Source organism: Paenibacillus mendelii, from assembly GCF_024498075.1.
In the GTDB taxonomy this organism is placed as follows: domain Bacteria; phylum Bacillota; class Bacilli; order Paenibacillales; family Paenibacillaceae; genus Paenibacillus_Z; species Paenibacillus_Z mendelii.
This window is the reverse complement of record NZ_JANHOF010000016.1, coordinates 50,623-74,717: the sequence shown is the minus strand read 5'-3', so window position 1 is coordinate 74,717 and position 24,095 is coordinate 50,623. Positions and strand designations below refer to the sequence as shown.

The window sequence follows — 24,095 nt, the reverse complement described above, 5'->3', positions numbered from 1 at the left end:
TGTGGAAGCGAAAAGTCTCACAAAATGAAGTGTATACTTTCGAAGCGAATTTTGCTCGATTTCGCTCCTGAGGAAGCGAAAAGTCTCAAAATTTTAGGAGGTCCCCTATGAACAAACCTATGCAAGGTAAGGTCGCGTTAGTTGCTGCGGCTAGTAAAGGACTAGGCCGGGCTGTTGCGTTCGAGCTGGCGAGTGAGGGTGCGAACGTGGCGTTGTTCAGCCGGAACGGACAGGCTGCCATTGATGTGGCTGCTGAAATTACGGCTGAGACTGGCGTACAGGCTCTCGGTTTGCAAGCCGATGTATGTAACGCTGAGGACCTGACGCGCTGCGTGGAGGAGACGGTCCGGGAATTCGGCGGGCTACACATTCTGGTTAATAATGCGGGCGGACCGCCGGCGGGAACCTTCGAGACACTCAAGGAAGCGGATTGGCAATATGCCTTCGAGCTTAACCTGCTTAGTATTGTACGCCTAGTTGGACTAGCGCTTCCGCATCTGAAGGAGAGCGGGGGAGCGGTCATTAATTTGGCTTCCTCTTCGATTAAACAGCCGATACCGGGCTTGACTCTATCCAATGTGATGCGGACGGGGGTTGCGGGATTAAGCAAGACATTAGCCGAAGAGCTCGCACCGCATGGGATTCGGGTGAATACGATTGCTCCAGGGCGAATCGATACGGATCGGGTGCGTTCGCTCGATCAAGCGCGCGCGGATCAAGCTGGGATTACCTCCGCTGCATACAAAGTGAAGACGGAAGCTGTTATTCCGCTCGGCCGTTATGGACAACCCGAGGAGCTGGCGCGCGTTGTCGCATTCTTTTGCTCGGATGCCGCAAGCTATGTAACGGGTCAATCGCTGTTAGTAGACGGTGGAATGGTGAAATCTTTATGACCGGCGGGCGCAGTATTGCCCAGTCCTTACCGGTCCAGGGTCGGGTTTTGGAATTGTTAGCTGACCTGGTACGCTTCCCGAGTGTGAATCCGACTGGTTCGGAGCAGCAGGTAGCGGACTATATTGCGGGAGTCATGGAAGCGGCTGGCTGCGAAGTGGAGCTGCAGGAGATCGAGCCGGGAAGACCGAATGTGTTTGCCACATTGAAGGGCACAGGCGGCGGCCGGACTGTCATTCTGAATACACATATGGATGTCGTGCCTGCCGGAGAAGGGTGGAAGTCGGATCCGTTCGAGATGCGCTTGGAAGAAGATCGCGTCTATGGACGTGGTGTGATGGATGCTAAAGGTCCTCTGGCAGCCATGATGGCGGCGGTAGAAGCGATTGCGGCATCGGGCATGAAACTTCCGGGCGATATCATTCTGGCAGCGGTCGTTGACGAAGAGGCGGCAAGCCTGGGTGCGCGAGGGCTTCCTGAACATATTCAAGGAGATCTTGCAGTGATTGGGGAAGCGACTAACGGTAATCTTGCTATTGCTCACCGTGGCAGCATCCGCCCTATTCTGGTGGCAGACGGTGTGTCCGCACATTCCTCCACTCCCCACCTTGGCGTCAACGCGGTTATTTTAATGGTGAACGCCCTGCTAGCCTTAGATACTTTCGCCAAGAAGACTTTGGTGTCTAGGCTTCATCCCTTGACTGGTCAATCTACACTATCAGTCACGGTTATGAAGGGCGGAGTGAAGGAGTCTATGATCCCGGAAAGCTGTGAAGCGCTCATCGATCGCCGGTTGATTCCCGGGGAAGATGAAGCAGAGGCTATCCGTGAAATCGAACAAGTTCTTGCAGATGTTCCCGGCTTGAATGGCCGTGTTCACATCGATCGGCTTCTCCCGACAACAGGAGGAGCCTCGGAGATCAGCTCGGATCACCCGATGGTCGGATTAGCTTCGCGGGCTATCGAGGAGGTCTATGGGTGTAAGCCGGAGTTGGTCGGCCTGACGGCCAATTGTGATATGTCCCACTTTATGAATCGGGGAATCCCCTCCGTCATCTATGGACCGGGAGATTTCGCTATGGCGCATAAGGTGGATGAGTAGGTCTATGTATCTGAGTTGGAGAAAGCTGTACAGGTCTACGCGTCAATCGCCATTGATACAGCAGGTGTACGTCAAGAATAGGGGGTCATTCAATTGTCCAATCATGAGGTTAGAATGTCGGAGTGGGTCGATAGGGTGCTGCCTTCCCCTACAGCTGCCCTTGAATCTACCGTTGCGAAGCTGCAGCGTGAAGGGCAGACCGTCCATCGCCTTGGACTGGGACAGCCGGACTTCCCGACGCCGGATCGGGCGAAGCAAGCTGCTATTCAAGCTATTGAAGATAACTTTACGGGCTATACGGATACCGGCGGCATCCTGTCACTGCGCCAAGCGGTGTGCGATTCCTTGCGCAAAGAGATGAACTTAAGCTATGAACCTGATCAGATCGTGGTGTCGGCAGGCGGCAAGCAAGCTTTGTTCAATGCGATTTGCACGCTTTGCCGTGAAGGAGACGAGGTGTTAATTCCGATTCCGTATTGGGTCTCGTTCCCCGAGCAGGTTAAGTTCGCTGGAGGCAAGCCGATATTTGTGCCGACACTACCGGAGCAGGGGTACAAAACAACGCCGGAGACACTTGCTCCCTATGTGAATGAATCAACACGCATCTTAATTCTTAATCATCCGAACAATCCTTCCGGTGCGGTATACAGCACGAGGGAGCTGCTGGAATTGGCCGCTTTCTGTCAGCGCAATAATCTCTGGGTTATTAGCGATGAAGTGTATTCTACATTCGTATTTACGCCGGAGAAGTTCACAAGCATTGCAGCATTCCCTGGCATGAAGGAGCGGACGGTCGTCATCAATGCCGTGTCCAAATCCTACAGCATGACCGGCTGGAGAATCGGTTATGCGGCAGCGCCTCAGGCGGTTGCTCAAGCTATGCTCAGGCTGCAATCGCATACGACCAGTAATCCGTCATCCATAGCACAGAAGGCGGCTTTGGCAGCCATTGTTGGGCCGCAGAACGAAATGGAGCCGATCCATAATGAATATTTGGCCAGGCGGGACTATTTCGTTGAAGCCGTACGAGGACTGCAAGGGTTGGAATGTCTTGTTCCGGACGGAGCTTTCTATGTATGGGTGGATGCTTCTTATTGGTGTGGACGAAAGCTGCTCGGGCGGATGATTCATTCATCCGACGATTTGGCTGCGGCTCTGCTCCAGGAGGCGGGTGTCGCGGTTATGCCTGGCACTGGTTTTGGAAGCCCAACACATTTGCGATTATCGTTTGCGGTTTCGCGTTCTGAACTAGAGAGCGGCATAGCTGCCATGGAAGCCATATTAGGATTGAAGTAACGACGCGGTTATAACTCGGAGGGGGAAGCTTTATGACGACAACAACGGATTTGAAAAATAAACTCAAAGGAATCTTCGTTCTAGCGATCACACCGATGAAGGAAGATCTTAGCCTGGATCTGGCGGCACTTCGCCGTAATATTGAGCACTATATCGCTTCGGGCGTGCATGGTATTATCGTTGGCGGTACTTATGCGGAGTATCCAAGCATGAGTCTGGCGGAGCGTGAGGAGCTATTCGCTGCAGCTGTTGATGCAACAGCGGGCCGCGTACCGGTCCTATGCTGTACGGCGGCAAGTGGAACTTATGAAGCGATTGAACTGAACCGCATGGCCAAGGAGCTCGGAGCAGATGGTGTCATGGTAACGCCGCCGTATGTTTCCGAGGTTAGACCGGAGGATATCTTCTATCATTTTCAGTGTCTGAATGAAGCGGTTGATATTCCGATTATCATCTATAACAGCGCCAGCATCGGCGTACAGCTCTCGCCGGAGGAAATTGCAGAGCTGTCCAAGCTGGAGCATGTCGTGGGTATCAAGCAAGGAGCGACAGACCTGCATGCGCAGGTTCGGACGATGGCTTATGCGGGAGACAGCTTATCTATTCTTTGCGGATCTGACGGCATTGTTCTCGGTGCCCTGGGCATTGGTCTGCAGGGCTGCACCTCGACGAACGCAAACTTCATGGCAAGCGAGTTTGTGGCCTTGTATGATGAATTCCAACGCGGAGAGATGGAGCGGGCGTGGGAGCGGTTCTACCGCTGGCAGCCCATTCGTGAATTGGCCCGAAAATATGGACAGCCAGCCATGGTGAAGGCTGCGCTTGATCTTGTAGGATTGCCGTCAGGCCCAGTTCGAGCTCCTTTCCAAAGTTTGGGTGAGGAGGCTAGAAAAGAGATTAAGCAAGCGCTCCAGAAGGTCGGTATTTTACAGGCATAGGCCGGTTTTGAAAGGGACATCATCCAATGAAAAAGAAAGGGCAGCAACAAAAGACATTATCTTTTGTTGCTGCCCTTAATGATGGCGCAGTTTATTTCTGCACCACTATTTTTAAATCTTTCATCGATAAATAAAGTGAGGAGTGCATTTCCTGTAGGAGCGACAGCGTTTGCCTTTGGAATCGTGAAATTACCTTATGGCGAGTTTATCTAATCCAATGTCACGATTCCGGGCAGCAACCGAAAGGAGATGCATCTCCCATAACTATGATCGATTATTCTTCTCTACGGGTGATGCTGTTCAAGCGGCTGATAAAACAAGCTTAGACTTAACTCCTTCGCCCCTTGCGCAACCCATTCCTTGGCCTTCTCCCAGATCTCAGGAGAAAACCGGGATGCCGGGATGGAGATACTCATTGCGGCAACCGCTTCGCCATTCGCATTACAAATTGGAGCTGCGACACACTGAACGCCTTGTACGGCCTCGCCGTAACTGTATGCCAATCCTTCCTGACGTATTTCTTCCATCTGCTTCAGGAGCTGGCTGCGATCTTGAATGGTTCCATCCGTCAATTTGCCCAGCGTCTTGCTGGGAAACAGCTTGTTAATTTCCTTGTCCGTAAGCTTGCTCAGCATTGCCTTGCCCATGGCGGTCGAGTGAATAGGCAGCTTCATCCCCATATGGGAAACGAAACGGACGGGGTGGCTGCTCTGCTTCTCGGATACATACAGAACCATATCCTTCTCTCGGATCGAGAGGAAGGCAGCTTCATTAATATCTTGGATGATTCGTTGAGCGAAGCTCTGGAATTGGGAGATTAGGTCCGTATTCTGGGAATACTTCGTGGCAATCTCGAGAACCTTATAGCCGAGCTTGAACATCTTCTCGCTTACATCCGTTTCCAAATATCCGCGGGCAAGCATATTTTGCAAAATCTTATAGGTGCTGCTTGTCGGCATCTCCAGCTTTCTCGCAATTTCAACCAAGTTGATGGCATGCTGTTCAACGGCTAATAGCTCCAATATATCAAGGACGCGGTCTGCTGACTTCACGACAGAAGTCTGTTTTGGGGTTGTCAATCTATTGCCTCCTCGTAAAATGTGTTTCTTTATTGAAAATGGTATATTTTCATAAATGTACTACGTTTATATCCAATTGTCCACCGGTAACGATGCCGAGCATTCCGTTGCTTACTTCGGCGCGCTTGCAGGAGCGATCGAATTCCGTTCGATGAACGAGGTTTTCAGCATATGGATATGGGTCTGAACGGGCTTCGTGCCCGCCGCGATATGCGCCAGCAATATTCGGGCAGCCTCGACACCGAGCTCATAGAGCGGCTGGCGGACGGTATTGATCGTCGGTTTATGAAGCAGGAAAGTATCGTCATCATCAAACGAGAGGACGGATAACTCATCGGGGATCCGGATTCCTCTATCTTCGATCGCCTTGAAGTTGTTGTCTATGCGAACCTGCTCGGAACGCCTTTCACGCAGCAAATTACACTGGAATCTATTATATTTTGAAAAGGGAATTTAAGGATATTGTGGAACGATTCCGGATTCCAGCCTTACCCAATTTGTTCAAGGAATCTGGACACAACAGCGACCTTTAAGAACATTCGCCCACGCAGTGCTTATTAGTAAAGGGAACATTTTGTTTATGAATTAACGTAGAGCTGCCCTAGTGTCATTCCTGATGTTCAGGAGAAAGTGAACGCGGGGAGCGTGTTTGCTTATACGAATTGGCGCATCAAGTGGAACGGCCTCTATAATGTGGATCCGAAGGCGATCTTCGTTCCAGCCGGCCCGATCAAGGGCGATGCAGGCAAGGCGTTCCATTTTACACCAAGCACACTTTCGGGTTGGACCATTACGATGGTTGGCAAGAGCACGAAGCACGAAGCCCGGATCGCCAAGATGCTCGAATACTTCTCCGAGGATGAAAAGTCGATTGAATCGACATATGGTCCGAAAGGAATCGCATGGGACTATGACAGCGATGGACATGTCAAGTTCTCGGATGAGCGGGAGAAGGATTTCGCTGCAGACCCGACTGCCGCAAACTTAAAGTATGAAGGGATCGGCTGGTTTACGAACTGGATTCCCATTCAATCGACCTTCCCGAAACCGACGAATGAGGTGGATAAGTGGAAAGCGGAGACCGAGAAGCATTTCTCTGCCTACAGCTATAACACACTGCCGTTCGAAGCGATCAAACCGGGCGGGGGAACCGACGAAGCGGCTATCGATGTGAAGATCGAAGAATACCGCAAAAGCATGGGCGCCAAGATGGTATTGGCGAAATCGGAAGCGGAAGTCGAGCAAATCTTCAACGATATGGTTGCCCAAGAAGAGAAGCTGGGATACAACAAGCTGTATACGTACTGGGATACTCATTTCAAGGAAGCGAAGAAAAAGCTGGGTGTTGAGTTCGCTTGGCCGGATAATCAAAAGTAAGCTGCGGCTGGACGTACTGCTGCAAGAGTCCAAGTATCAAGTCTTCAAGTCTTCAAGCAACAGCATCTCGGGAAACCGGGATGCTGTTGCTTCGTATGCGGAACGGATACCCTGACACTCCATTCACAGGTTTTCATGTATAATAGTTGTGGGATTGGCTGCCCTGATCTGGAAGATGGATTGCATTCCTTCATTAATATAATGTTTAGACCTTCAAGGTCATATAGAAAGGAAAAGCGATAGAATGCCATTACTGCATCGGATTGGTCAGAAACCGGTCATTGCCGCCGTGCGAAGCCGGAGCGATACTGCAGCTGCATTGGAAAGCGGCGTAGATAACTTGTTTTTTATGGGCGGGAGTGTTACGGACATCATTCGGTCGGTAAGGGAGTGTGCGGAGGCGGAAAAAGGAGCGTTCCTCCATATCGACCTGATCCGCGGGTTGTCCAGCACGGACAAAGAAACGCTCCCATTCGTGAAGGAATATGTGGGGGCGGATGGCATTATAACGCCTAAGAGCCATCTTATTAAGGAAGCGGGTAAGAATGGGTTGTATGCAATCCTGCACTTATTCGTCCTGGATTCGCTGGCACTCGAGAACGGATTGAAATTAGCCCGTACGACGGAGCCCGACGGAATCGAGATCATGCCCGGTCTGATGAGTAAGGTCATATCCCGGTTCACAGAAGAACTGCCCAACATCCCTCTCATTGCAAGCGGCCTTATTCAGACAAAGAAGGAGGCGGCCGATAGTATTCATGCCGGTGCGACCGCTTTATCAGTCAGCGAGCCATCGCTGTGGCCGTTGACATTCCGCGACCTTGAAGATTTATAATTGACTTGCTGGCGGGCTACCATTATATTCGTATTACCTACTACTTTATTACAGAGCAGCGGATAAGAGAAAGCTCCGTACGAGAAGAGGCGTGTTTACGCACGCCCTTTATCGTCGGTCTTTCTCTTTTTTTGTTGTCTGCAAGTAGGAAAAGTGAGGAGGGATCATCGTTATTTGGCAGACTTCGGACGTATATTTCTTTGATTTGGACGGGACGCTCTATTACAGTGATCGACCCGCTGAAGGTGCGCAGGCGCTATTGCAATATCTTCGCGGCAAGGGGAAGAGGGTCGGGTTCATTACGAATAATTCCCGGAATACAGCGGATGAAATCGCTGTGAAACTACATCATATGGGCATATTCGCCGATCCGTCAGAGATCATATCGGCAACGGATGCGATCGGATCTTACCTGATGGATCATTATGGGCCGCGGACGGTGAAGGCCGTTGGTTCGCTAAGCTTGGAACAGGCGATCGCCGGGAAGGGTCATCGCGTGATTCCATTATCGTCTGCGGAACAAGCCGATATCGTTGTTATTGGAAGGGATACCGGGTTTACGTTCGACAAGCTTCAGCAGCTTGTGAACGAGGTGGAGAGTGGGGTTACCTTACTCGCGACGAATCCGGATTTATATCATCCCGGCCCAGGTGGCACCAGAATACCGGAGACAGGAGCTCTTGTGCGAGCGGTTGAAGCCATTACAGGTCAATCCGTGATGTCAATCGGCAAACCAGGACCTTATTTATTCCATTATGGCATGAAGAAGTATGGTGTTGATGCCAGCCAATGCACAATGATAGGCGACAATCTGGAGACCGATATCACAGGAGGCGCACGAGCTGGCATGAGAACGATCTGGATTCGATCCGGAGGCATGGGCCAAACCTTGATCGGTCGCGATTCATCTGCACCGATACCGGATGTCATTATTGAACGAATCGGGCAATGGACGCTTCTGAATACAAGCGAAGGAAGGGGATGAAATTGATGAGGGATTTAACAGAAGAAACAAGCGTGTTCGTAGAAACGATAATCGGCATTCCAGGCCTTAAGCGCGAATTGAAGCTGCTTCATGTGACCGATTCACACTTTGCCGAGGCGGACAACCGGGATGAAGAACGAATCGTGGCGGATGCGGAGCGGTTCCGTCAGGTTTATGGTGGACGCGCCATGGAATATTTTCAACAAGCCATTCGTCACAGCAATGAATGGAAAGCTGATTGCACCATATTTACAGGTGATATCGTCCAATTTCCTTCCTTTCGAAATATGGAGCTGATGGAGGAGCAGTTCGGCCAATTGACGTCACCATACCTTTATACACTAGGTAATCATGACTGGCTGTTTACTCACCATCATCCGAATGACGAGCTGAGGTCGTCCTTCTATCCGCTGTTCAATTGTGTGACTGGCGGGAATCCATCCTATGGAATGATCGAGCTTGAAGGTGTGAAGCTGATCATTCTGGATGACAGCAATTATCAAGTCAATGATGCGCAGCTGCAATTCGTCAGGGATCAGCTGGCGGAAGGCATTCCGACACTGCTGTTCTTTCACATCCCGCTATATGTGCCGACGCTGGCGGATAAGACGCTAGAGGTCTGGCGTGACCCGATTATGGTGAATGCGCCCGGATGGGATCCGGCTGCGAGAGATCGCTGGGGTCTTCGCGAAGCGGATGCGTCTACGCAGCAATTCCATCAGATGCTGACGGAAGGGGAGTATCCGAACGCTGCCGCGATATTTTGCGGCCATCTTCATTTTCCACATCGGGATGCTTTCGCAGAAGGCCGGTACCAGTATGTCACGAAGGCAGGTTTTGAGGGCGGCTTCCGTAAGATTACGTTAAAACCACTGTGAATCTGCTCGGATGTGCGTTGAGCAGGAGGAATATCATGGTGCGTTGTCAAAGAGTTAATGAAGGATGAAAAGGAGGTTATTTCCAGTTGAAAACGATTGCTTGGCAAGATCTCAAGGTGGAAGGCGAAGCTTATAAACGAGCGATGCTGAGCTTCGACCGGATGGAATCGGAGCCTTATGAGCCGGATTCCGTCTTTAAGGATGCAGCGTACGATTGGCCGGGTGATTGGGAAGGGCGGACGATTCTGGCGCTGGTGCTTCTAGCTCAGGCGACGCATCGGGAGCCGAAGCATTTGGCGGAAATTATGAGCCGGCTGCCAGGGCGGTTGAATGATAAGGGGTTCTTCGGGCCGGTCTACCCGGCTGGGACCATAGACGAGCAGCAGCTTTCCGGAAACAGCTGGTTTCTGCGGTCAATGTGTGAATACCATCTGTGGAAGAAAGACGCATTCTCCCTTTCTGTAATTGGGAGCATAACCGAACATCTGCTGCTGCCGGCAAGCGGTTATTATATCGATTATCCGGTTCTGCCGGAGCAGCGCGTATTCGAAGGCGAAGCAATCGGCGAGCTGCAGAAGGAGAAAGTCGGAGCATGGCGCTTGTCGACCGATATCGGATGCGCGTTCATTATGCTGGACGGCGCTACGCAGGCGTTTCAAATTCTGAAGCGGCCGGAATTAGGCATGCTCATCGATGAGATGATCGAGAAGTTCATGACGATCGATCTGGCCGGCCTGTCGTTCCAGACCCACGCAACACTATCGGCGACAAGGGGACTTCTGAGGCATTATGAGACGACATGCAATGATGCCTTACTGCGCAAAGCGGAAGATGTATTCCGATTATATATGAAGGAAGGCATGACGGAGACCTATGCCAACTACAACTGGTTCGGACGGCCGGATTGGACGGAAAGCTGCGCGGTCGTCGATTCGTTCATGGTTGCAGTAACGCTGTGGAAACATACGGGCAAGCAGGAGCTGCTCGATGCAGCCCATCACATTTATTTTAACGGAATGGGCTACGGACAGCGGCCGAATGGTGGATTTGGCTGTGACGTCTGCACAGGTGCCCATGACGAAATGACGATCGCGCCGAAGTCGGAAGGGATGTTCGAAGCTTTCTGGTGCTGCACGATGCGCGGCGGAGAAGGGCTCTCCCGGTCGGTCGAGTACAGTTACTACCTCGAAGAGGGACGGATCGTCGTGCCATTCTACTCGGATAGCGTTGGTCGATTCGGGATGGAGAGCGGAGGGGAAATTGTTATTAACCAGCGGAGTGCATACCCGTATGAAGGGTATGTTCAACTGGAAGTAACGGAATCTTCGCATGCCGAGCCCGTTACGCTTAAGCTTTACGTGCCGGGCTGGACGGACCTATCTGCCGTGAGGCTTACGGTGAACGGGGAGACGAGAGCGGCGGTGGTTGAAGACGGCTTCGTCGCGGTCACTCAGCCGCTCGACGCGGGCACGACAATCGAGCTGTCATTCCCGATTGGGCTGCGCGTCACATCAGCGCTTGGCGAGAACAGCATGAAGGATGTACATTCCTATCGCCACGGCGTTCTGCTGCTCGGCGTAGATGGCGCTGACTCCTTACAAGCGCATGTCGACAATGGCACAGCAATAGAACCGTTGGGCTATGGAGTATACCGTATTGCGGATGACACGGAACGAATCTTGACCCCGATCAATGACCTGATCGACAAGCCGCTTGCCGATGCGATTACGAATCGCAAGCAAGTGTTGTTTCGTGCTTAAGAGGCTCGCTGCATTAAGGATGGAGTTAAGGTGGCTAGGGTTAAACTAGTTGCAAGTGAGCGATCATTATTGAGCTGCTTTTTCAATATAGCTGAGTGGCTTAGTGTAAGGATTTTGCAGTTTTGCAGCTGTAACGCCCAAAAGTGGCGTTACAGCGGGTGGAATCGTGTGAGTTGTGGGCTGTAACGCCGTTTTTCGGCGTTACAGCAGTCACATCGTGAATGGAGAGTAGGATTCTGCAGCTGTAACGCCCAAAAGTGGCGTTACAGCGGGTGGAATCGTGCGAGTGGTGGGCTGTAACACCGGTTTTCGGCGTTACAGTAGTCAAATCGCGATTGTAGAGTAGGATTCTGCAGCCGTAACGCCCAAAAGTGGCGTTACAGCGGGTGGAATCGTATGAGCGGTGGGCTGTAACGCCGGTTTTCGGCGTTACAGTAGTCAAATCGCGATTGTAGAGTAGGATTCTGCAGCCGTAACGCCCAAAAGTGGCGTTACAGCGGGTGGAATCGTATGAGCGGTGGGCTGTAACGCCGTTTTTCGGCGTTACAGCAGTCACATCGTGATTGGAGAGCAGGATTCTGCAGCTGTAACGCCCAAAAGTGGCGTTACAGCTAGTGGAATCGTGCGAGTGGTGGGCTGTAACGCCGTTTTTCGGCGTTACAGCAGTCAAATCGCGATTGTAGAGTAGGATTCTGCAGCTGTAACGCCCAAAAGTGGCGTTACAGCGGGTGGAATCGTGTGAGTTGTGGGCTGTAACGCCGTTTTTCGGCGTTACAGCAGTCACATCGTGAATGGAGAGTAGGATTCTGAAGCTGAAACGCCCAAAAGTGGCGTTACAGCGGGTGGAATCGTATGAGCGGTGGGCTGTAACGCCGTTTTTCGGCGTTACAGCAGTCAAATCGCGATTGTAGAGTAGGATTCTGCAGCTGTAACGCCCAAAAGTGGCGTTACAGCGGGTGGAATCGTGTGAGTTGTGGGCTGTAACGCCGTTTTTCGGCGTTACAGCAGTCACATCGTGAATGGAGAGTAGGATTCTGAAGCTGAAACGCCCAAAAGTGGCGTTACAGCGGGTGGAATCGTATGAGCGGTGGGCTGTAACGCCGTTTTTCGGCGTTACAGCAGTCAAATCGCGATTGTAGAGTAGGATTCTGCAGCTGAAACGCCCAAAAGTGGCGTTACAGCGCCTCGTCTTGTTGCAAGTGTTCTCTGTATCGAAGTCGAATCGTAAACGATGCCCAACACTATAAAGCTCAGTGCATAAAGGCTTGATCCACATGTATCCCATGTGTGGATCAAGCCTTTTGTGTAGATTCCTTGAGAATCAAGGCAGGCATACAAGGCTTCCAACAGCAGCGAGTTACATTCACACAACAAAACCAACGCTACTACAAGTAAGCAGGCAGCGGGTGGATGTACTCTTCGGCAGGTGGTGTCGGTCAATTACTACGACAAGCCTCATGCGGCTGGCTGTGGATCACTACCACTGAGTCTCAACCGGCATGCCTCAGATCTCGACCCGTAAAAGCCGCAGTCATAAGGCGGCGTAGTAAGCGGCATACTAGGTCGAAGGCAGATGTACGGTATTTACTTTTCACTTGTTCTAGATTATAATAATTATTATAAAGTTTCCCTGACGAAACATAATTGTATCTAGACAAGATGAGTATGATTCTCAATCAACGTGCTGTCCCTAATTAGGGGCAGCATGTTCCATTTTTAGGGAGTCAATAATGGGACTCATTCTCAATGAGAGGAGTGGTGGCAATGATTTCAGCCATGCAATCGACAGAAGCAAAGGTCAACAAACAGGAGCTCTCCGAGACAGGAGGGACGTTACCAAGCAAGCTGAAGGACACCTTCAGTCGATACGGCGAAGGGATAGCGGCACTCATTAGCGGGGTTCTCATTGCTGCCGCATGGAGTATCGATAATACTTCACATACGTGGGCGATTATTCTTTATTCGCTTGCTTTCCTTATCGGAGGATTCGTTAAGGCGAAGGAAGGCTTGCATACATTGATCTATGAGCGGGATCTGGATGTTAACCTGCTCATGCTTGTGGCGGCGATCGGAGCTGCCAGCATCGGTTATTGGACCGAAGGCGCGGTTCTCATCTTTATTTTCTCATTAAGCGGCGCACTGGAGAGCTACACGATGGATCGGAGCAGCCGGGATATCTCCGCATTAATGGGGATGAAGCCTGAGACAGCCGTGCTGTACTGTGACGGAATAGAGACGATCGTGTCCATGAACGACTTGAAGGCCGGTGATATAATCCTGGTCAAACCGGGGGAGAACATTCCTGCTGACGGCGTTGTGACGGAAGGCTATTCAGCCGTGAATCAAGCTTCGATCACAGGGGAGTCTCTCCCGGTAGATAAGGAAACGGGCAGCGAGGTTTTTGCCGGAACGTTAAACGGTCAAGGGGCTTTGTTTATCGAGGTTAGCCGGCCAGGAGAATCGACCTTATTTGCTAAGATCATAAGGCTCGTTCAAGAGGCGCAAAGCGAGAAACCGGTATCGCAGTTGTTTATGGAACGATTCGAACGCTTTTATGCTAGAGCCATCATATTGATTAGCTTGTTATTAATCCTACTTCCGCCTTTGCTCCTAGGCTGGTCGTGGGAGAATACGGTTTATAAAGCGATGGTCTTTCTCGTCGTGGCCTCCCCCTGTGCATTGGTCGCTTCAATTATGCCCGCCATGCTCTCGGCCATTTCAAGCAGCGCTCGGCGGGGCTTGCTCTTCAAAGGCGGAGCGCATCTTGAGAATCTCGCGCGTACGAAGGTGATCGCATTCGATAAGACGGGCACGTTGACGACAGGACGGCCGCAGGTAACCGATACGATTCCGATGCTGGGCTATAATGAGCATGAGATGCTTCAACTGGCAGCTTCACTGGAAAGCCTCTCCGAGCATCCGCTTGCCAAAGCCATCGTACACAAAGCGCAGGAGCTGGGCATCAAGCTCGACAGACCGAAGGAGTTTACAGCCCGTACGGGATGGGGGCTTGAAGCAGAGCTGGCAGGGGACATGTGGAAAATCGGCAAACCGGCTTTCATGGAGGAACGGCATCTTACCGAGGAACTTGCTCACACCATCCACAAACTCGAGGAAGAGGGCAAGACGGTGACGGTCCTGCATCATTCGAAAGGTGCAGTCGGAATCATCGCTCTTCGTGACACCATCCGGCCCGAGGCCAAGCTGGCCATCGCTTCCTTACAGAAGCAGGGGGTTCAAGTGGCTATGCTGACCGGAGATCAGCGAAAAACAGCCGAGTCCATCGCCCGCGAAGCAGGTATCGATATGGTGTATGCAGAGCTACTCCCCGAGGATAAAGTGAACATCGTCAAAGAACTGAGAGTGAAATATGGCAATGTGGCCATGGTCGGTGATGGTGTCAATGATGCACCGGCGCTGGCGACGGCAACAGTCGGAATCGCTATGGGGGCGGCAGGGAGCGACGCGGCGCTCGAAACAGCTAACCTGGTCCTGTTGAAGGATGATATCGGAAGAATCGCCGATGCGATTGCGCTGGGGAAACGTACGGCGAAGATCATTAAACAAAACATGATTTTTGCCATAAGCGTGATCACGCTGCTCATCGCCGCCAACTTTATCGATGGCATCGCTCTCCCGCTTGGCGTCGTTGGACATGAAGGAAGCACCATTCTCGTTATTCTGAACGGCTTGCGGCTGCTTCGCCATTCGAGCAAATCCAATATTGCGGTTTAACCAAAAAAAAAGAGCTGCCTGCACGGTGACGGGACGGATATCCCTTCGTGCGGTCAGCTCTTTTGAGTTTGAGTAGCGGTCTGGACTTCGATTCCGGAAACCAGCACGGGACGGCCGGCGGTTTGCCTGCTGCGTATCGCTTGAGTTCTACGGTCATGCTCCATCGCCATAAATAAGCATAGCGCGCCCAGAACGACGAGGACCAGGGTGGTCGCGGGCAGTAAAAAACTCAATTGCACCGACTCCTTATTTCAGTAGAAATGATAATCATTATCACCATTGTAGCGAATTCTCACGAATAATCAACCTTTTTTTCGAAAGTGCTATACATTTTTTTGCCGCGATGAATTCAAGTCACCTTGATTTCGCTGGATGCTTGGATGCGAGCTAATAAAATATTCATCCAGATGGGTATCTACAACAAGGCCTACATAAACGGGACGTTGTTTTCTGGCTTCTTGCAAAGTCATCTCCTATTTTTTATTTGTGTGAGTAACGATGTGAGAAGGAAGGAGCATGTACTGTACATTCATAGATGAGGCATATACTTCATTGAGGTGATTAGTGATGATGGCTGTACGCGAACTAATGGAGCGGATCGACGCCCTTCCGGTTTCGGAAGACACGAAGCTGCTTGTCAAAGAAATCGTTGATCGCAAGCAAAAGGTCGTCCATATCCGGCGGATGAACCGGATATTGGCAATTGTCAATTTGGGCATTGCCGGAGTCATTATGTATTGGATGTACAAGATAAGTTTGATTTCGAGCCGTGATATCTTTAATTCCTTCCAGTACTTGGGGAAAAGCAATGCCTCGATCTTATTCATAGTTGTAGCGGTTTCGGTGTTCATTTATTCCGGCATGTTAACGAAAGAGTATAAGAAACAAAAGGACAAGTACGATGATCTCCGCAAAGAAACCATCGATAAACTGCGAGCGAAATGGGACATTACGGAGGAATCCAAGCTGCGTGACGAAATCTCGAGATTGCTCGACAAAAGAGATATCAATATTAGGCATGTCAGCTGAAGGTTGGAGTTATTTTAGGAAGAACCAAGTAAAAACACGGAATAACATTTATTATTGCCTGTTTTGTTGTTTTAGGTTATGATTCGATTGTGGTTTTGAAGAAATAAAGATTACATAGGGATAGAAGGCTGGAAAGCAGACACTGAGGGAGATGAGAGAGATGAAGGGATTGGCAAGAAGAGTAATAATCTTCGGATTGGACGGCGCCGGCAGCATGGTCAGCCAAACGAATACCCCGAACATGGACCGGGTCTTGGCAGATGGTTTCGTGTCGTATTCGGCACAGACCGTTATGCCGACGATCAGCGGCGAATGCTGGGGTTCGATGTTTCATAGCGTCGTTCCAGAGAAGCATGGGTTGACGAACGAAAGGGCGGAGAAGGATAAATATCCGCTTGATTCCCCTTATCCTTCCTTCATGAGAGTCGTTAAGGAACATGATCCCTCATGCAAGATCGGCTCATTCTGTTCATGGCTTCCTATTAATGATGGAATCATTGAAGAAGGAATTGCAACTCACAGGAATACGCTGTCCGGTGATTCGTATCTTGTAGGTGATGTGAAAGAATTTGTTTCATCAAATCCGGATTTCGCAATATTGTACATGCATTTCGACGATATCGATGGGGCAGGCCATAGATACGGTTACAGTACGGCCCCATACCTCGAAGTTATTACAAAGACCGATGAGCAGATCGGTGAAATTATTGATCACCTGAAGCGTGAGCAATTATATGAAGACAGTTTTATCATTTTCTTAACCGATCATGGCGGCGGAGGTGCAGTACCGACAAGTCATGGCAGCGACCATCCGCTCGATATGACGATTTTCTGGGGCTGCAGCGGACCGGGCGTGTCATCCTCAGCGCAAGTCGATAGTACGATTAATATACAAGACACCGCGCCTGTTGTGCTTCACGCACTTGGCATAGCTGCGCCGGAGACATGGACAGGGAAGATACCGGTAGGACTATTCCAAGATTAATTCGTTTTCATCACTCAACCTGATCCAATATGGAGCCTTTCATCTATAAACGGTGGAAGGTTTTTTTGGTATATCTGTCATGTAGTATGGGATGAATAGTGGCCAATGATGCACGAATGATATGAAAGCGTAATCAAATCCGTGTATGTATCCGAATAACAAAACTTCGTTTCCGTTTATGTTTGAAAAAATGTGTTTTCAAAGAAAATCAAATATGCTAGAATAAAAACAAACATAAATAAACAAACAACCGGAGGTATATGAATGGTACAATCATTGTGGGACAATTCGAAGGCATCAGAGCTTCAAGGCGGACTTGACGAGCTCGTTTACCGGTCTAATATTATCGGTGCGGATCGTCGGGTATGCAACTGGGGCGGCGGCAACACGTCCAGCAAGACGACCGTTAAGGATTTCCGCGGCCGTGACGTAGAAGTTATGTACGTAAAGGGCAGCGGATCGGATTTGGCTTCCATGAAGGCCGGCAATTTCACGGGACTCCGCATGGATGATATTCGTCCATTGTTTGACCGTGAAGAGATGTCCGACGAAGAAATGGTTGCTTACTTGGTGAACTGCATGATCGATGCCAAGCATCCGCGCGCTTCCATTGAAACGCTGCTGCATGCATTCCTGCCCTTCAAGCATGTTGACCACACACATCCGGATTCTATCATCAGCCTTTGCTGCGCGGATAACGGCAAAGAACTCGCGCGTGAAATTTTCGGTGACCGTTTTGTATGGGTACCGTATGTGCGCCCTGGCTTCACCCTTTCGAAGATGATTGCAGAAGGCGTCTTGGCGAATCCGAATGCCGAGCTGGTACTTATGGAGAAACACGGCTTGGTAACATGGGGCGAAACGTCGGAAGCGGCTTATGCACAGACGATTAAGATTATTAGCGAAGCAGAAGCGTTCATTGAAGCGCGTATCCAGGAAGACAAGATCTTCGGAGGCGTGAAGCACGCGGCTCTGCCGGCTGACGTCCGCAGAAGCATTGCTTCTCAAGTTATGCCAGCCGTTCGCGGAGCGGTAAGCGATGCGAAGCAAATGATGCTCTCATTCGACGATGAGTCCGATGTGCTTCAATTCGTTGGCGGACAAGATTCCCCAACCCTTTCGCAAGTTGGAGCTGCTTGCCCGGATCACCTGGTTCACACGAAAGTCGTGCCGCTGTTCATTGATTGGACACCAAACGCAGATGACGTGGATGGACTGAAAGCGAAGCTCAAAGAAGGCATTGCCGCCTACAAGGAGCAGTACAAAGCCTACTTCGAACGCAACCACAATGATGGCGACGTTATGTTCGAAGCAGCACCGCGCGTTATCCTGATTCCAGGTGTGGGTATGATCAACACAGGTAAGAGCTGGGCTATTTCCAAAGTAAGCGGAGCACTCTATCACCGTGCGATTGCGGTGATGCGCGGCGCAACTGCGCTTGGAAGCTTCGTCTCGCTGAGCGAGAACGAATCCTACAACGTGGAATACTGGCCGCTTGAGCTTTACAAGCTGTCACTTGCACCGGCAGAAACCGAGTTCTCCCGCAAAGTCGCTTTCATTACTGGCGGAGCAGGCGGCATCGGCAGCGAAACAGCACGCCGCCTCGTATCGGAAGGCGCCCATGTCGTGCTTGCCGATCTTAATTTGGAAGGCGCGCAGAAGGTTGCCGGAGAAATTAATGAGAAGTATGGCGAGAACCGCGCGATCGCAGTTAAAATGGACGTAACCAGTGAAGAACAAATTACGGCCGCATACGCAGATACAGCACTAACATACGGCGGTGTAGACATCATCGTTAACAATGCAGGCTTGGCAACTTCCAGCCCGTTTGACGAGACTTCGCTGAAGGAATGGAACTTGAATATCAACGTGCTTGGCACCGGATATTTCCTTGTTGCCCGTGAAGCGTTCAAGCTCATGAAGGACCAAGGCATCGGCGGCAACATGGTATTCATCGGCTCCAAAAACTCCATCTATGCAGGTAAGAATGTATCGGCATACAGCTCCGTTAAAGCGCTCGAAGCGCATCTGGCCCGCTGTATTGCTACGGAAGGCGGAGAGTTCGGCATTCGCGTCAATACGATTCTGCCTGATGCGATTCTGCAAGGCTCTGCGATCTGGAACTCGAACTGGCGCAATGAGCGGGCTGCCGCTTATGGCATTGAGCCGGATCAACTGGAAGACCACTACCGCAAACGCACTACACTGCTTGTTAATATCTACCCACGGGATATCGCCGAAGGCATTGCCTTCTTCGCATCCTCGAAATCCAGCAAGACTACCGGCTGTATGCTGACTGTTGATGGCGGTGTACCGGCGGCATTTACTCGATAAGAAGGGTGGCACTTATCCATGTCTAAAGCAATAGGCGAGAAAAATTGGTACATTCCTGATGGTTATATTCCGCCAAACAGCGCGCCTGGTGAATATGAGAGCCATGAATCGGTCTGTGTGCTTAACACATCCACCGAGGAAGCACTGCTGAAGTTCACGATCTTCTTCGAGGATCGGGATCCAATTGAGAACATTCTCGTCGTCTGCCCAGGACGCCGGACAAGACACATTCGCACGAGTACTCTTAATCAAGCAGGGACGTCGATTCCAGTCGGCGTTCCCTACGCGATTGAAGTAATCAGCGACATTCCGGTGATCGTCCAGTACAGCCGGCTTGATGCGACGCAAGCTGAGAACGCTTTAATGACAACATTAGGCTTTGCCATCAAATAAGGAGGGGAAATATATGCAAACATCAGTTGAAAAAAGCTATGAAGAGGCGAAGGTCCTCTATCAGAAACACGGAATTAATGTGGATGAGGTACTTGAAGCACTAGCAAAAATCAAAGTATCGGTTCATTGCTGGCAAGGTGACGACGTTCGCGGATTCCTCTTCCCTGACCAAGAATTGACCGGCGGGATCTCGGTAACAGGAAATTATCCTGGAAAGGCGCGCACACCGAAGCAATTGCAAGCGGATATGGAGAAAGCGTTCTCCCTGATTCCAGGCAAGCACAAAGTCAATCTTCATGCTATTTATGCCGATACCAATGAGAAAGTGGATTTGGACCAACTGGAGCCGAAGCATTTTCAAAGCTGGGTAGATTGGGCGAAGGAGCAAGGCCTCGGTCTTGACTTCAACCCAACCTGCTTCTCGCATGAGAAGTCGAGCGACGGCTTCACGCTGAGCCATCCGGACCCGGAAATTCGCCAGTTCTGGATCGATCACTGCAAAGCATCGCGAAAAATTGGCGCATACTTCGGAGAGCAATTGGGCCAAACCTGCGTAACCAACGTTTGGGTTCCAGACGGCTACAAAGACGTTCCTGCAGACCGCATGGCACCACGTCAGCGCCTGAAGGATTCACTCGACCAAGTTTTCGCTGAAGAGATTGACCCTAAATATAATCTTGACGCTGTAGAAAGCAAAGTGTTCGGCCTCGGCTCAGAAGCTTACGTAGTCGGATCCCATGAGTTCTATATGGGCTATGGCATTAAGAATGATAAGCTGATCTGTCTGGATGCGGGTCACTTCCATCCTACAGAGGTTATTTCGAATAAATTATCTTCGTTGGCTCTGTTCACGAACGGCATCCTGCTTCACGTCAGCCGCCCAATGCGTTGGGATAGCGATCACGTTGTCGTCATGGACGATGAGCTGCTGGATATCGGCAGAGAGCTCGTTCGTAACAAACTGTTGGATACGACTCATATCGGCCTCGACTTCTTCGATGCCAGCATTAACCGCGTTGCGGCATGGGTCATCGGAACACGCAACACGATCAAAGCTCTTATGCGTGCTATGCTGGAGCCGTCTGAAGCACTGAAGAAAGCTGAGCTTGAAGGCGACTTTACGACACGCCTTGCCCTGACGGAAGAATTCAAGTCCTACCCATTCGGTGCGGTATGGGATTACTATTGCGCGAAGCAAGGTGTTCCTGTTCGTGAAGAGTGGCTGGCTGAAGTGAAAACGTATGAGAAAGAAGTTCTTCTGAAACGTGAAACCGAGGCTGCAGTCGTTTAATAACGGCTGTCACATCCTGGATTATTACTATTAAGGGCGGTGCCAACAGGTGAGTATTCTCGCATTTGATTTAGGAGCGAGCAGCGGCAGAGCGTTAATCGGCCGTCTCACGGACCGCAAGATCGAAGTGGAGGAGCTTCACCGCTTCCCTAATGACCCGGTGCAGGTGGGCGACCGCCTGCACTGGGACATTCTTCGTCTGGTTCACGAGATCAAGCAAGGGCTGCTTAAAGCGAAACATCAAGACATTGCAATCAAGAGCATCGCAATCGATTCTTGGGCTGTCGATTTCGGCTTTATCGGGAAGAACGGAGAGCTCATCGGCAATCCGTATCATTACCGGGACCGGCACACAGATGGAGCGATGGAAGAATTGTTTGCCGAACTGCCGGCTGAAGAAATCTTCGGTCGAACGGGAATTCAATTCCTGCAGTTCAATACGATCTTCCAGCTCTATGCGCTTAAGAAAGCGAATTCGCCATGGCTTGCGCAAGCGGATCGTTTTCTCATGATTCCAGATCTGCTTCGTTATTTCTTAACCGGAGAAATGCACAATGAGTTCTCCAATGCCACGACAACGCAGCTCTACAATCCCATTAAAGGTGACTGGGACGGGGAATTGCTTGAGAAGCTTGGAATACCTCGAGCATGGTTCGGGAATATTCTTCAACCGGGTACCAGTGCGGGTATGCTCAGCAGCTCGATCTGCTCCGAGCTTGGCATCGATTCGATTCCGGTCTATGCCGTAGCCGAGCATGACACCGGATCAGCAGTTGCTGCCGTTCCGGCGTTGGATCGCTCCTTCGCTTATTTAAGCTGTGGAACCTGGTCTCTCATGGGAACCGAAGTGGATCAACCGGTCATTAATGACCTGGCCCGCGAGCTTAATTTCACGAACGAGGGCGGCGTAGACGGAACATTCCGGCTGCTTAAGAATATTATGGGTCTCTGGGTGCTGCAGGAATGCAGACGGGAATGGGAGCGGACAGGGAAGTCGTATACGTTCCCAGAGCTTGTCGCTTCGGCCGAGAAAGCGGCTCCATTCGCGGCATTCATCGATCCGGACGACGCCATGTTCCTGCATCCTGGAGATATGCCGGCACAAATCCGCAGCTACTGTCAGCAGACGGGACAGAAGCCGCCTGAGGACGTTGGTGCAATTGTCCGGTGCATTCTAGAGAGTCTTGCGTTAAAATACCGTTATGTGCTTGGTTTAACCGAGCGTCTGTCAGGACAGCAATTTAACGGACTTCATATGGTAGGCGGTGGTATTCATAATACGCTGCTGTGCGCATGGTCGGCTAATGCAATTGGCAAGCCGGTATGGGCGGGGCCAGCTGAAGGAAGCGCAATTGGGAACCTGATCGTACAATGGATTGCACAAGGCGAGCTCTCCGATATATGGGAAGCGCGCAAGGTGATCCGCGAATCGTTCCCAGTGACCGTCTATGAACCCGAGAATCCGGCTGAATGGGAGCAGGCTTACGGCCATTTCTTGAAGGTGACCGGCCTAGACTAAGTCACATCGTTAACATTTTGCTTTGAAAAGAGGTAAGTTATGCTTGTTGCGGAGCGTTATGAGAAAATTGTGCAGCTGGTGAATGAAAGAGGAAGCATCCGGGTATCTGAATTGAGCGAGCTATGCCACGTGACAGAGGAAACGATCCGTCGCGACCTCGACCGCCTGGAAGCAGGAGGGCGCTTGCGCCGCTCCCATGGCGGTGCAGTCAGCGTGAAGGACCAACAGCAGTCCGAGGTTCCCTATTTCGAACGGGAGATCATCCATGCGGAAGAGAAGAAGCGGATCGCCGAAGAGGCCATCAACCGGATTCAGCCGCATGACCGGATCTTGCTTGATGCCAGCTCGACTGCATGGTATATGGCTTCCATCGTACCCGATATTCCGCTCACTGTGCTGACCAATTCGATCAAGGTCGCAATCGAGCTGAGTAATAAAGATAAGATTGAAGTGATTTCCACAGGCGGGCTGATGGCGCAGCGGTCGTTATCATTTGTCGGGCCGCTCGCCGAACGCTCACTCGATGCTTACCATGTCAATAAAGTGTTCCTATCCTGCAAGGGCGTTCACCTGGAGCGGGGAATCAGCGAATCGAACGAGCTGCAAGCACGGATCAAGGAGAAGATGATCGGCATTGCGGATCAAGTCATTCTCCTTGCCGACGCGAGCAAGTTTGGGGTGAATGCATTTACACACGTAGCGGATTTGTCCAGTGTGAATGCAATCATTACCGATGAGCGCATCCCGAAGGAGACGGTCGTACAGTTGAAGGAACGCAGTATTTCAGTGACAACGGTTTGATCGAAAAGAATGAGTTAACCCCGTCACCACCAATGGCGGGGTCTCTTACTATTTTTCCACTACCCTTGTAACAATTAGTTGTTGCTAAGATGTCTGATAACCTGATAAAATGATCTCAAACAAAAGCAGCGAGGTGTTACCCGTGAAAGTTTCCTTATTCATTACTTGTATGAGCGATGCCATCTATCCGCGGGTCGGTGAAGCGATGGTGCGATTGCTGGCCCGTTACGGGGTGCAGCTGGATTTTCCGAAGGTTCAAACATGCTGTGGCCAGCCGGCTTTTAACAGCGGTTACTGGGATGATGCGCGCGCTACGGCATCGACGATTCTGGATGCTTTCGAAGACAGCGACTTTGTCATTTCTCCCTCCGGTTCTTGTACAGGGATGATCCATCACTATCCGAAGCTGTTCGAGAACGATCCGGTTATGCTCGAGCGTGCGAAGGAGCTGCAGAGCAAATCGTATGAATTCACTCAATTTCTCGTCAATGTCCTGGGCGTTACCGATGTGGGAGCAAGCTTCCCTCACAAAGTGACCTATCATCCTTCCTGCCACGGCAGCCGTCTGCTCGGGGTTAAGGATGAGCCGATTGCTCTGATGAATCATGTAAAGGGACTTGAGCTTGTTCCGCTGCCTTTTGCAGAAGATTGCTGCGGATTCGGCGGCACATTCGCTGTGAAGATGGCAGACATCTCCGGGGCGATGGTCACCGAGAAGGTCGATCACGTTCTGGAATCGGAAGCGGAAGTATTGGTCGGTCTGGATATGGCTTGCCTCATGAATATTAGCGGTAATTTGCGCTACCGGAACGAACCGGTACGAGTGATGCACTTGGCTGAGCTGCTCTACGAAGGAGTGAAATAAGC

General features: G+C 50.9%; 20 protein-coding genes. 18 read left to right on the top strand and 2 right to left on the bottom strand.

The genetic code is table 11. From position 1 onward, the window contains the following. Positions 1-107: 107 nt before the first annotated feature. The 4 genes from NNL21_RS29965 to NNL21_RS29950 all read left to right on the top strand — a co-directional run bounded on the left by NNL21_RS29965 (position 108) and on the right by NNL21_RS29950 (position 4,227). The gene (locus tag NNL21_RS29965; protein WP_204818949.1) at positions 108-893 is read left to right on the top strand and encodes an SDR family oxidoreductase; all 786 of its coding nucleotides are present in this window, start codon (positions 108-110) and stop codon (positions 891-893) included. Next, positions 890-1,993, top strand: a complete 1,104-nt coding sequence (locus tag NNL21_RS29960) for a M20 family metallopeptidase (RefSeq protein WP_204818950.1) — start codon at positions 890-892, stop codon at positions 1,991-1,993. Before NNL21_RS29965 ends, NNL21_RS29960 begins: the two co-directional genes overlap by 4 nt. A gap of 93 nt (positions 1,994-2,086) precedes the next feature. After that, positions 2,087-3,289, top strand: coding sequence for a pyridoxal phosphate-dependent aminotransferase (locus tag NNL21_RS29955; protein ID WP_204818951.1), 1,203 nt, complete (start codon positions 2,087-2,089; stop codon positions 3,287-3,289). 32 nt (positions 3,290-3,321) lie between these two features. Beyond that, positions 3,322-4,227, top strand: a complete 906-nt coding sequence (locus tag NNL21_RS29950) for a dihydrodipicolinate synthase family protein (protein WP_204818952.1) — start codon at positions 3,322-3,324, stop codon at positions 4,225-4,227. Between the two features lie 284 nt (positions 4,228-4,511). On the opposite strand, the gene NNL21_RS29945 is transcribed toward NNL21_RS29950, so the two are convergent. Both NNL21_RS29945 and NNL21_RS29940 read right to left on the bottom strand, forming a co-directional pair. Further along, entirely contained in the window at positions 4,512-5,306 is a 795-nt protein-coding gene (locus tag NNL21_RS29945; RefSeq protein ID WP_204818953.1) for an IclR family transcriptional regulator, read from the bottom strand. Between the two features lie 111 nt (positions 5,307-5,417). Then, a complete protein-coding gene (locus NNL21_RS29940) occupies positions 5,418-5,723 on the bottom strand; it encodes a substrate-binding domain-containing protein (RefSeq protein ID WP_204818954.1) in 306 nt (101 codons plus the stop codon). Positions 5,724-5,936: 213 nt separating this feature from the next. Here NNL21_RS29940 and NNL21_RS29935 point away from each other — a divergent pair, with 213 nt between their 5' ends. From NNL21_RS29935 to NNL21_RS29870, 14 genes are all read left to right on the top strand, one after another. Beyond that, the gene (locus NNL21_RS29935; protein WP_204818955.1) at positions 5,937-6,683 is read left to right on the top strand and encodes a type 2 periplasmic-binding domain-containing protein; all 747 of its coding nucleotides are present in this window, start codon (positions 5,937-5,939) and stop codon (positions 6,681-6,683) included. 244 nt (positions 6,684-6,927) lie between these two features. After that, positions 6,928-7,518 (top strand): glycerol-3-phosphate responsive antiterminator, encoded by a 591-nt coding sequence (locus tag NNL21_RS29930; RefSeq protein ID WP_204818956.1) that lies wholly within the window; start codon positions 6,928-6,930, stop codon positions 7,516-7,518. A gap of 205 nt (positions 7,519-7,723) precedes the next feature. After that, positions 7,724-8,503, top strand: coding sequence for an HAD-IIA family hydrolase (locus NNL21_RS29925; RefSeq protein WP_204818957.1), 780 nt, complete (start codon positions 7,724-7,726; stop codon positions 8,501-8,503). A gap of 5 nt (positions 8,504-8,508) precedes the next feature. Continuing rightward, positions 8,509-9,381 (top strand): metallophosphoesterase family protein, encoded by an 873-nt coding sequence (locus NNL21_RS29920; RefSeq protein ID WP_204818958.1) that lies wholly within the window; start codon positions 8,509-8,511, stop codon positions 9,379-9,381. Positions 9,382-9,467: 86 nt separating this feature from the next. Then, positions 9,468-11,141, top strand: coding sequence for a beta-L-arabinofuranosidase domain-containing protein (locus NNL21_RS29915; RefSeq protein WP_204818959.1), 1,674 nt, complete (start codon positions 9,468-9,470; stop codon positions 11,139-11,141). Positions 11,142-12,905: 1,764 nt separating this feature from the next. Further along, entirely contained in the window at positions 12,906-14,876 is a 1,971-nt protein-coding gene (locus NNL21_RS29910; protein ID WP_256555577.1) for a heavy metal translocating P-type ATPase, read from the top strand. Positions 14,877-15,443: 567 nt separating this feature from the next. Next, positions 15,444-15,905: a DUF2663 family protein gene (locus NNL21_RS29905; RefSeq protein ID WP_204818960.1), complete on the top strand. Its 462-nt coding sequence runs from the start codon at positions 15,444-15,446 to the stop codon at positions 15,903-15,905. 160 nt (positions 15,906-16,065) lie between these two features. Next, positions 16,066-16,890, top strand: coding sequence for an alkaline phosphatase family protein (locus NNL21_RS29900; protein ID WP_204818961.1), 825 nt, complete (start codon positions 16,066-16,068; stop codon positions 16,888-16,890). 264 nt (positions 16,891-17,154) lie between these two features. Further along, the gene (locus NNL21_RS29895) at positions 17,155-19,224 is read left to right on the top strand and encodes a bifunctional aldolase/short-chain dehydrogenase (protein WP_204818962.1); all 2,070 of its coding nucleotides are present in this window, start codon (positions 17,155-17,157) and stop codon (positions 19,222-19,224) included. Positions 19,225-19,242: 18 nt separating this feature from the next. Then, positions 19,243-19,617, top strand: a complete 375-nt coding sequence (locus NNL21_RS29890) for a sensory rhodopsin transducer (protein ID WP_204818963.1) — start codon at positions 19,243-19,245, stop codon at positions 19,615-19,617. 13 nt (positions 19,618-19,630) lie between these two features. After that, the gene (gene rhaA / locus NNL21_RS29885) at positions 19,631-20,908 is read left to right on the top strand and encodes an L-rhamnose isomerase (RefSeq protein ID WP_204818964.1); all 1,278 of its coding nucleotides are present in this window, start codon (positions 19,631-19,633) and stop codon (positions 20,906-20,908) included. A gap of 49 nt (positions 20,909-20,957) precedes the next feature. Beyond that, positions 20,958-22,427, top strand: a complete 1,470-nt coding sequence (locus NNL21_RS29880) for a rhamnulokinase (protein ID WP_204818965.1) — start codon at positions 20,958-20,960, stop codon at positions 22,425-22,427. A gap of 39 nt (positions 22,428-22,466) precedes the next feature. Next, positions 22,467-23,228 carry a DeoR/GlpR family DNA-binding transcription regulator gene (locus NNL21_RS29875; protein ID WP_204818966.1) on the top strand — a complete coding sequence of 254 codons (762 nt, stop codon included), beginning with the start codon at positions 22,467-22,469 and terminating at the stop codon, positions 23,226-23,228. Positions 23,229-23,370: 142 nt separating this feature from the next. Next, positions 23,371-24,093: a (Fe-S)-binding protein gene (locus NNL21_RS29870; protein ID WP_204818967.1), complete on the top strand. Its 723-nt coding sequence runs from the start codon at positions 23,371-23,373 to the stop codon at positions 24,091-24,093. Positions 24,094-24,095 lie beyond the last annotated feature (2 nt).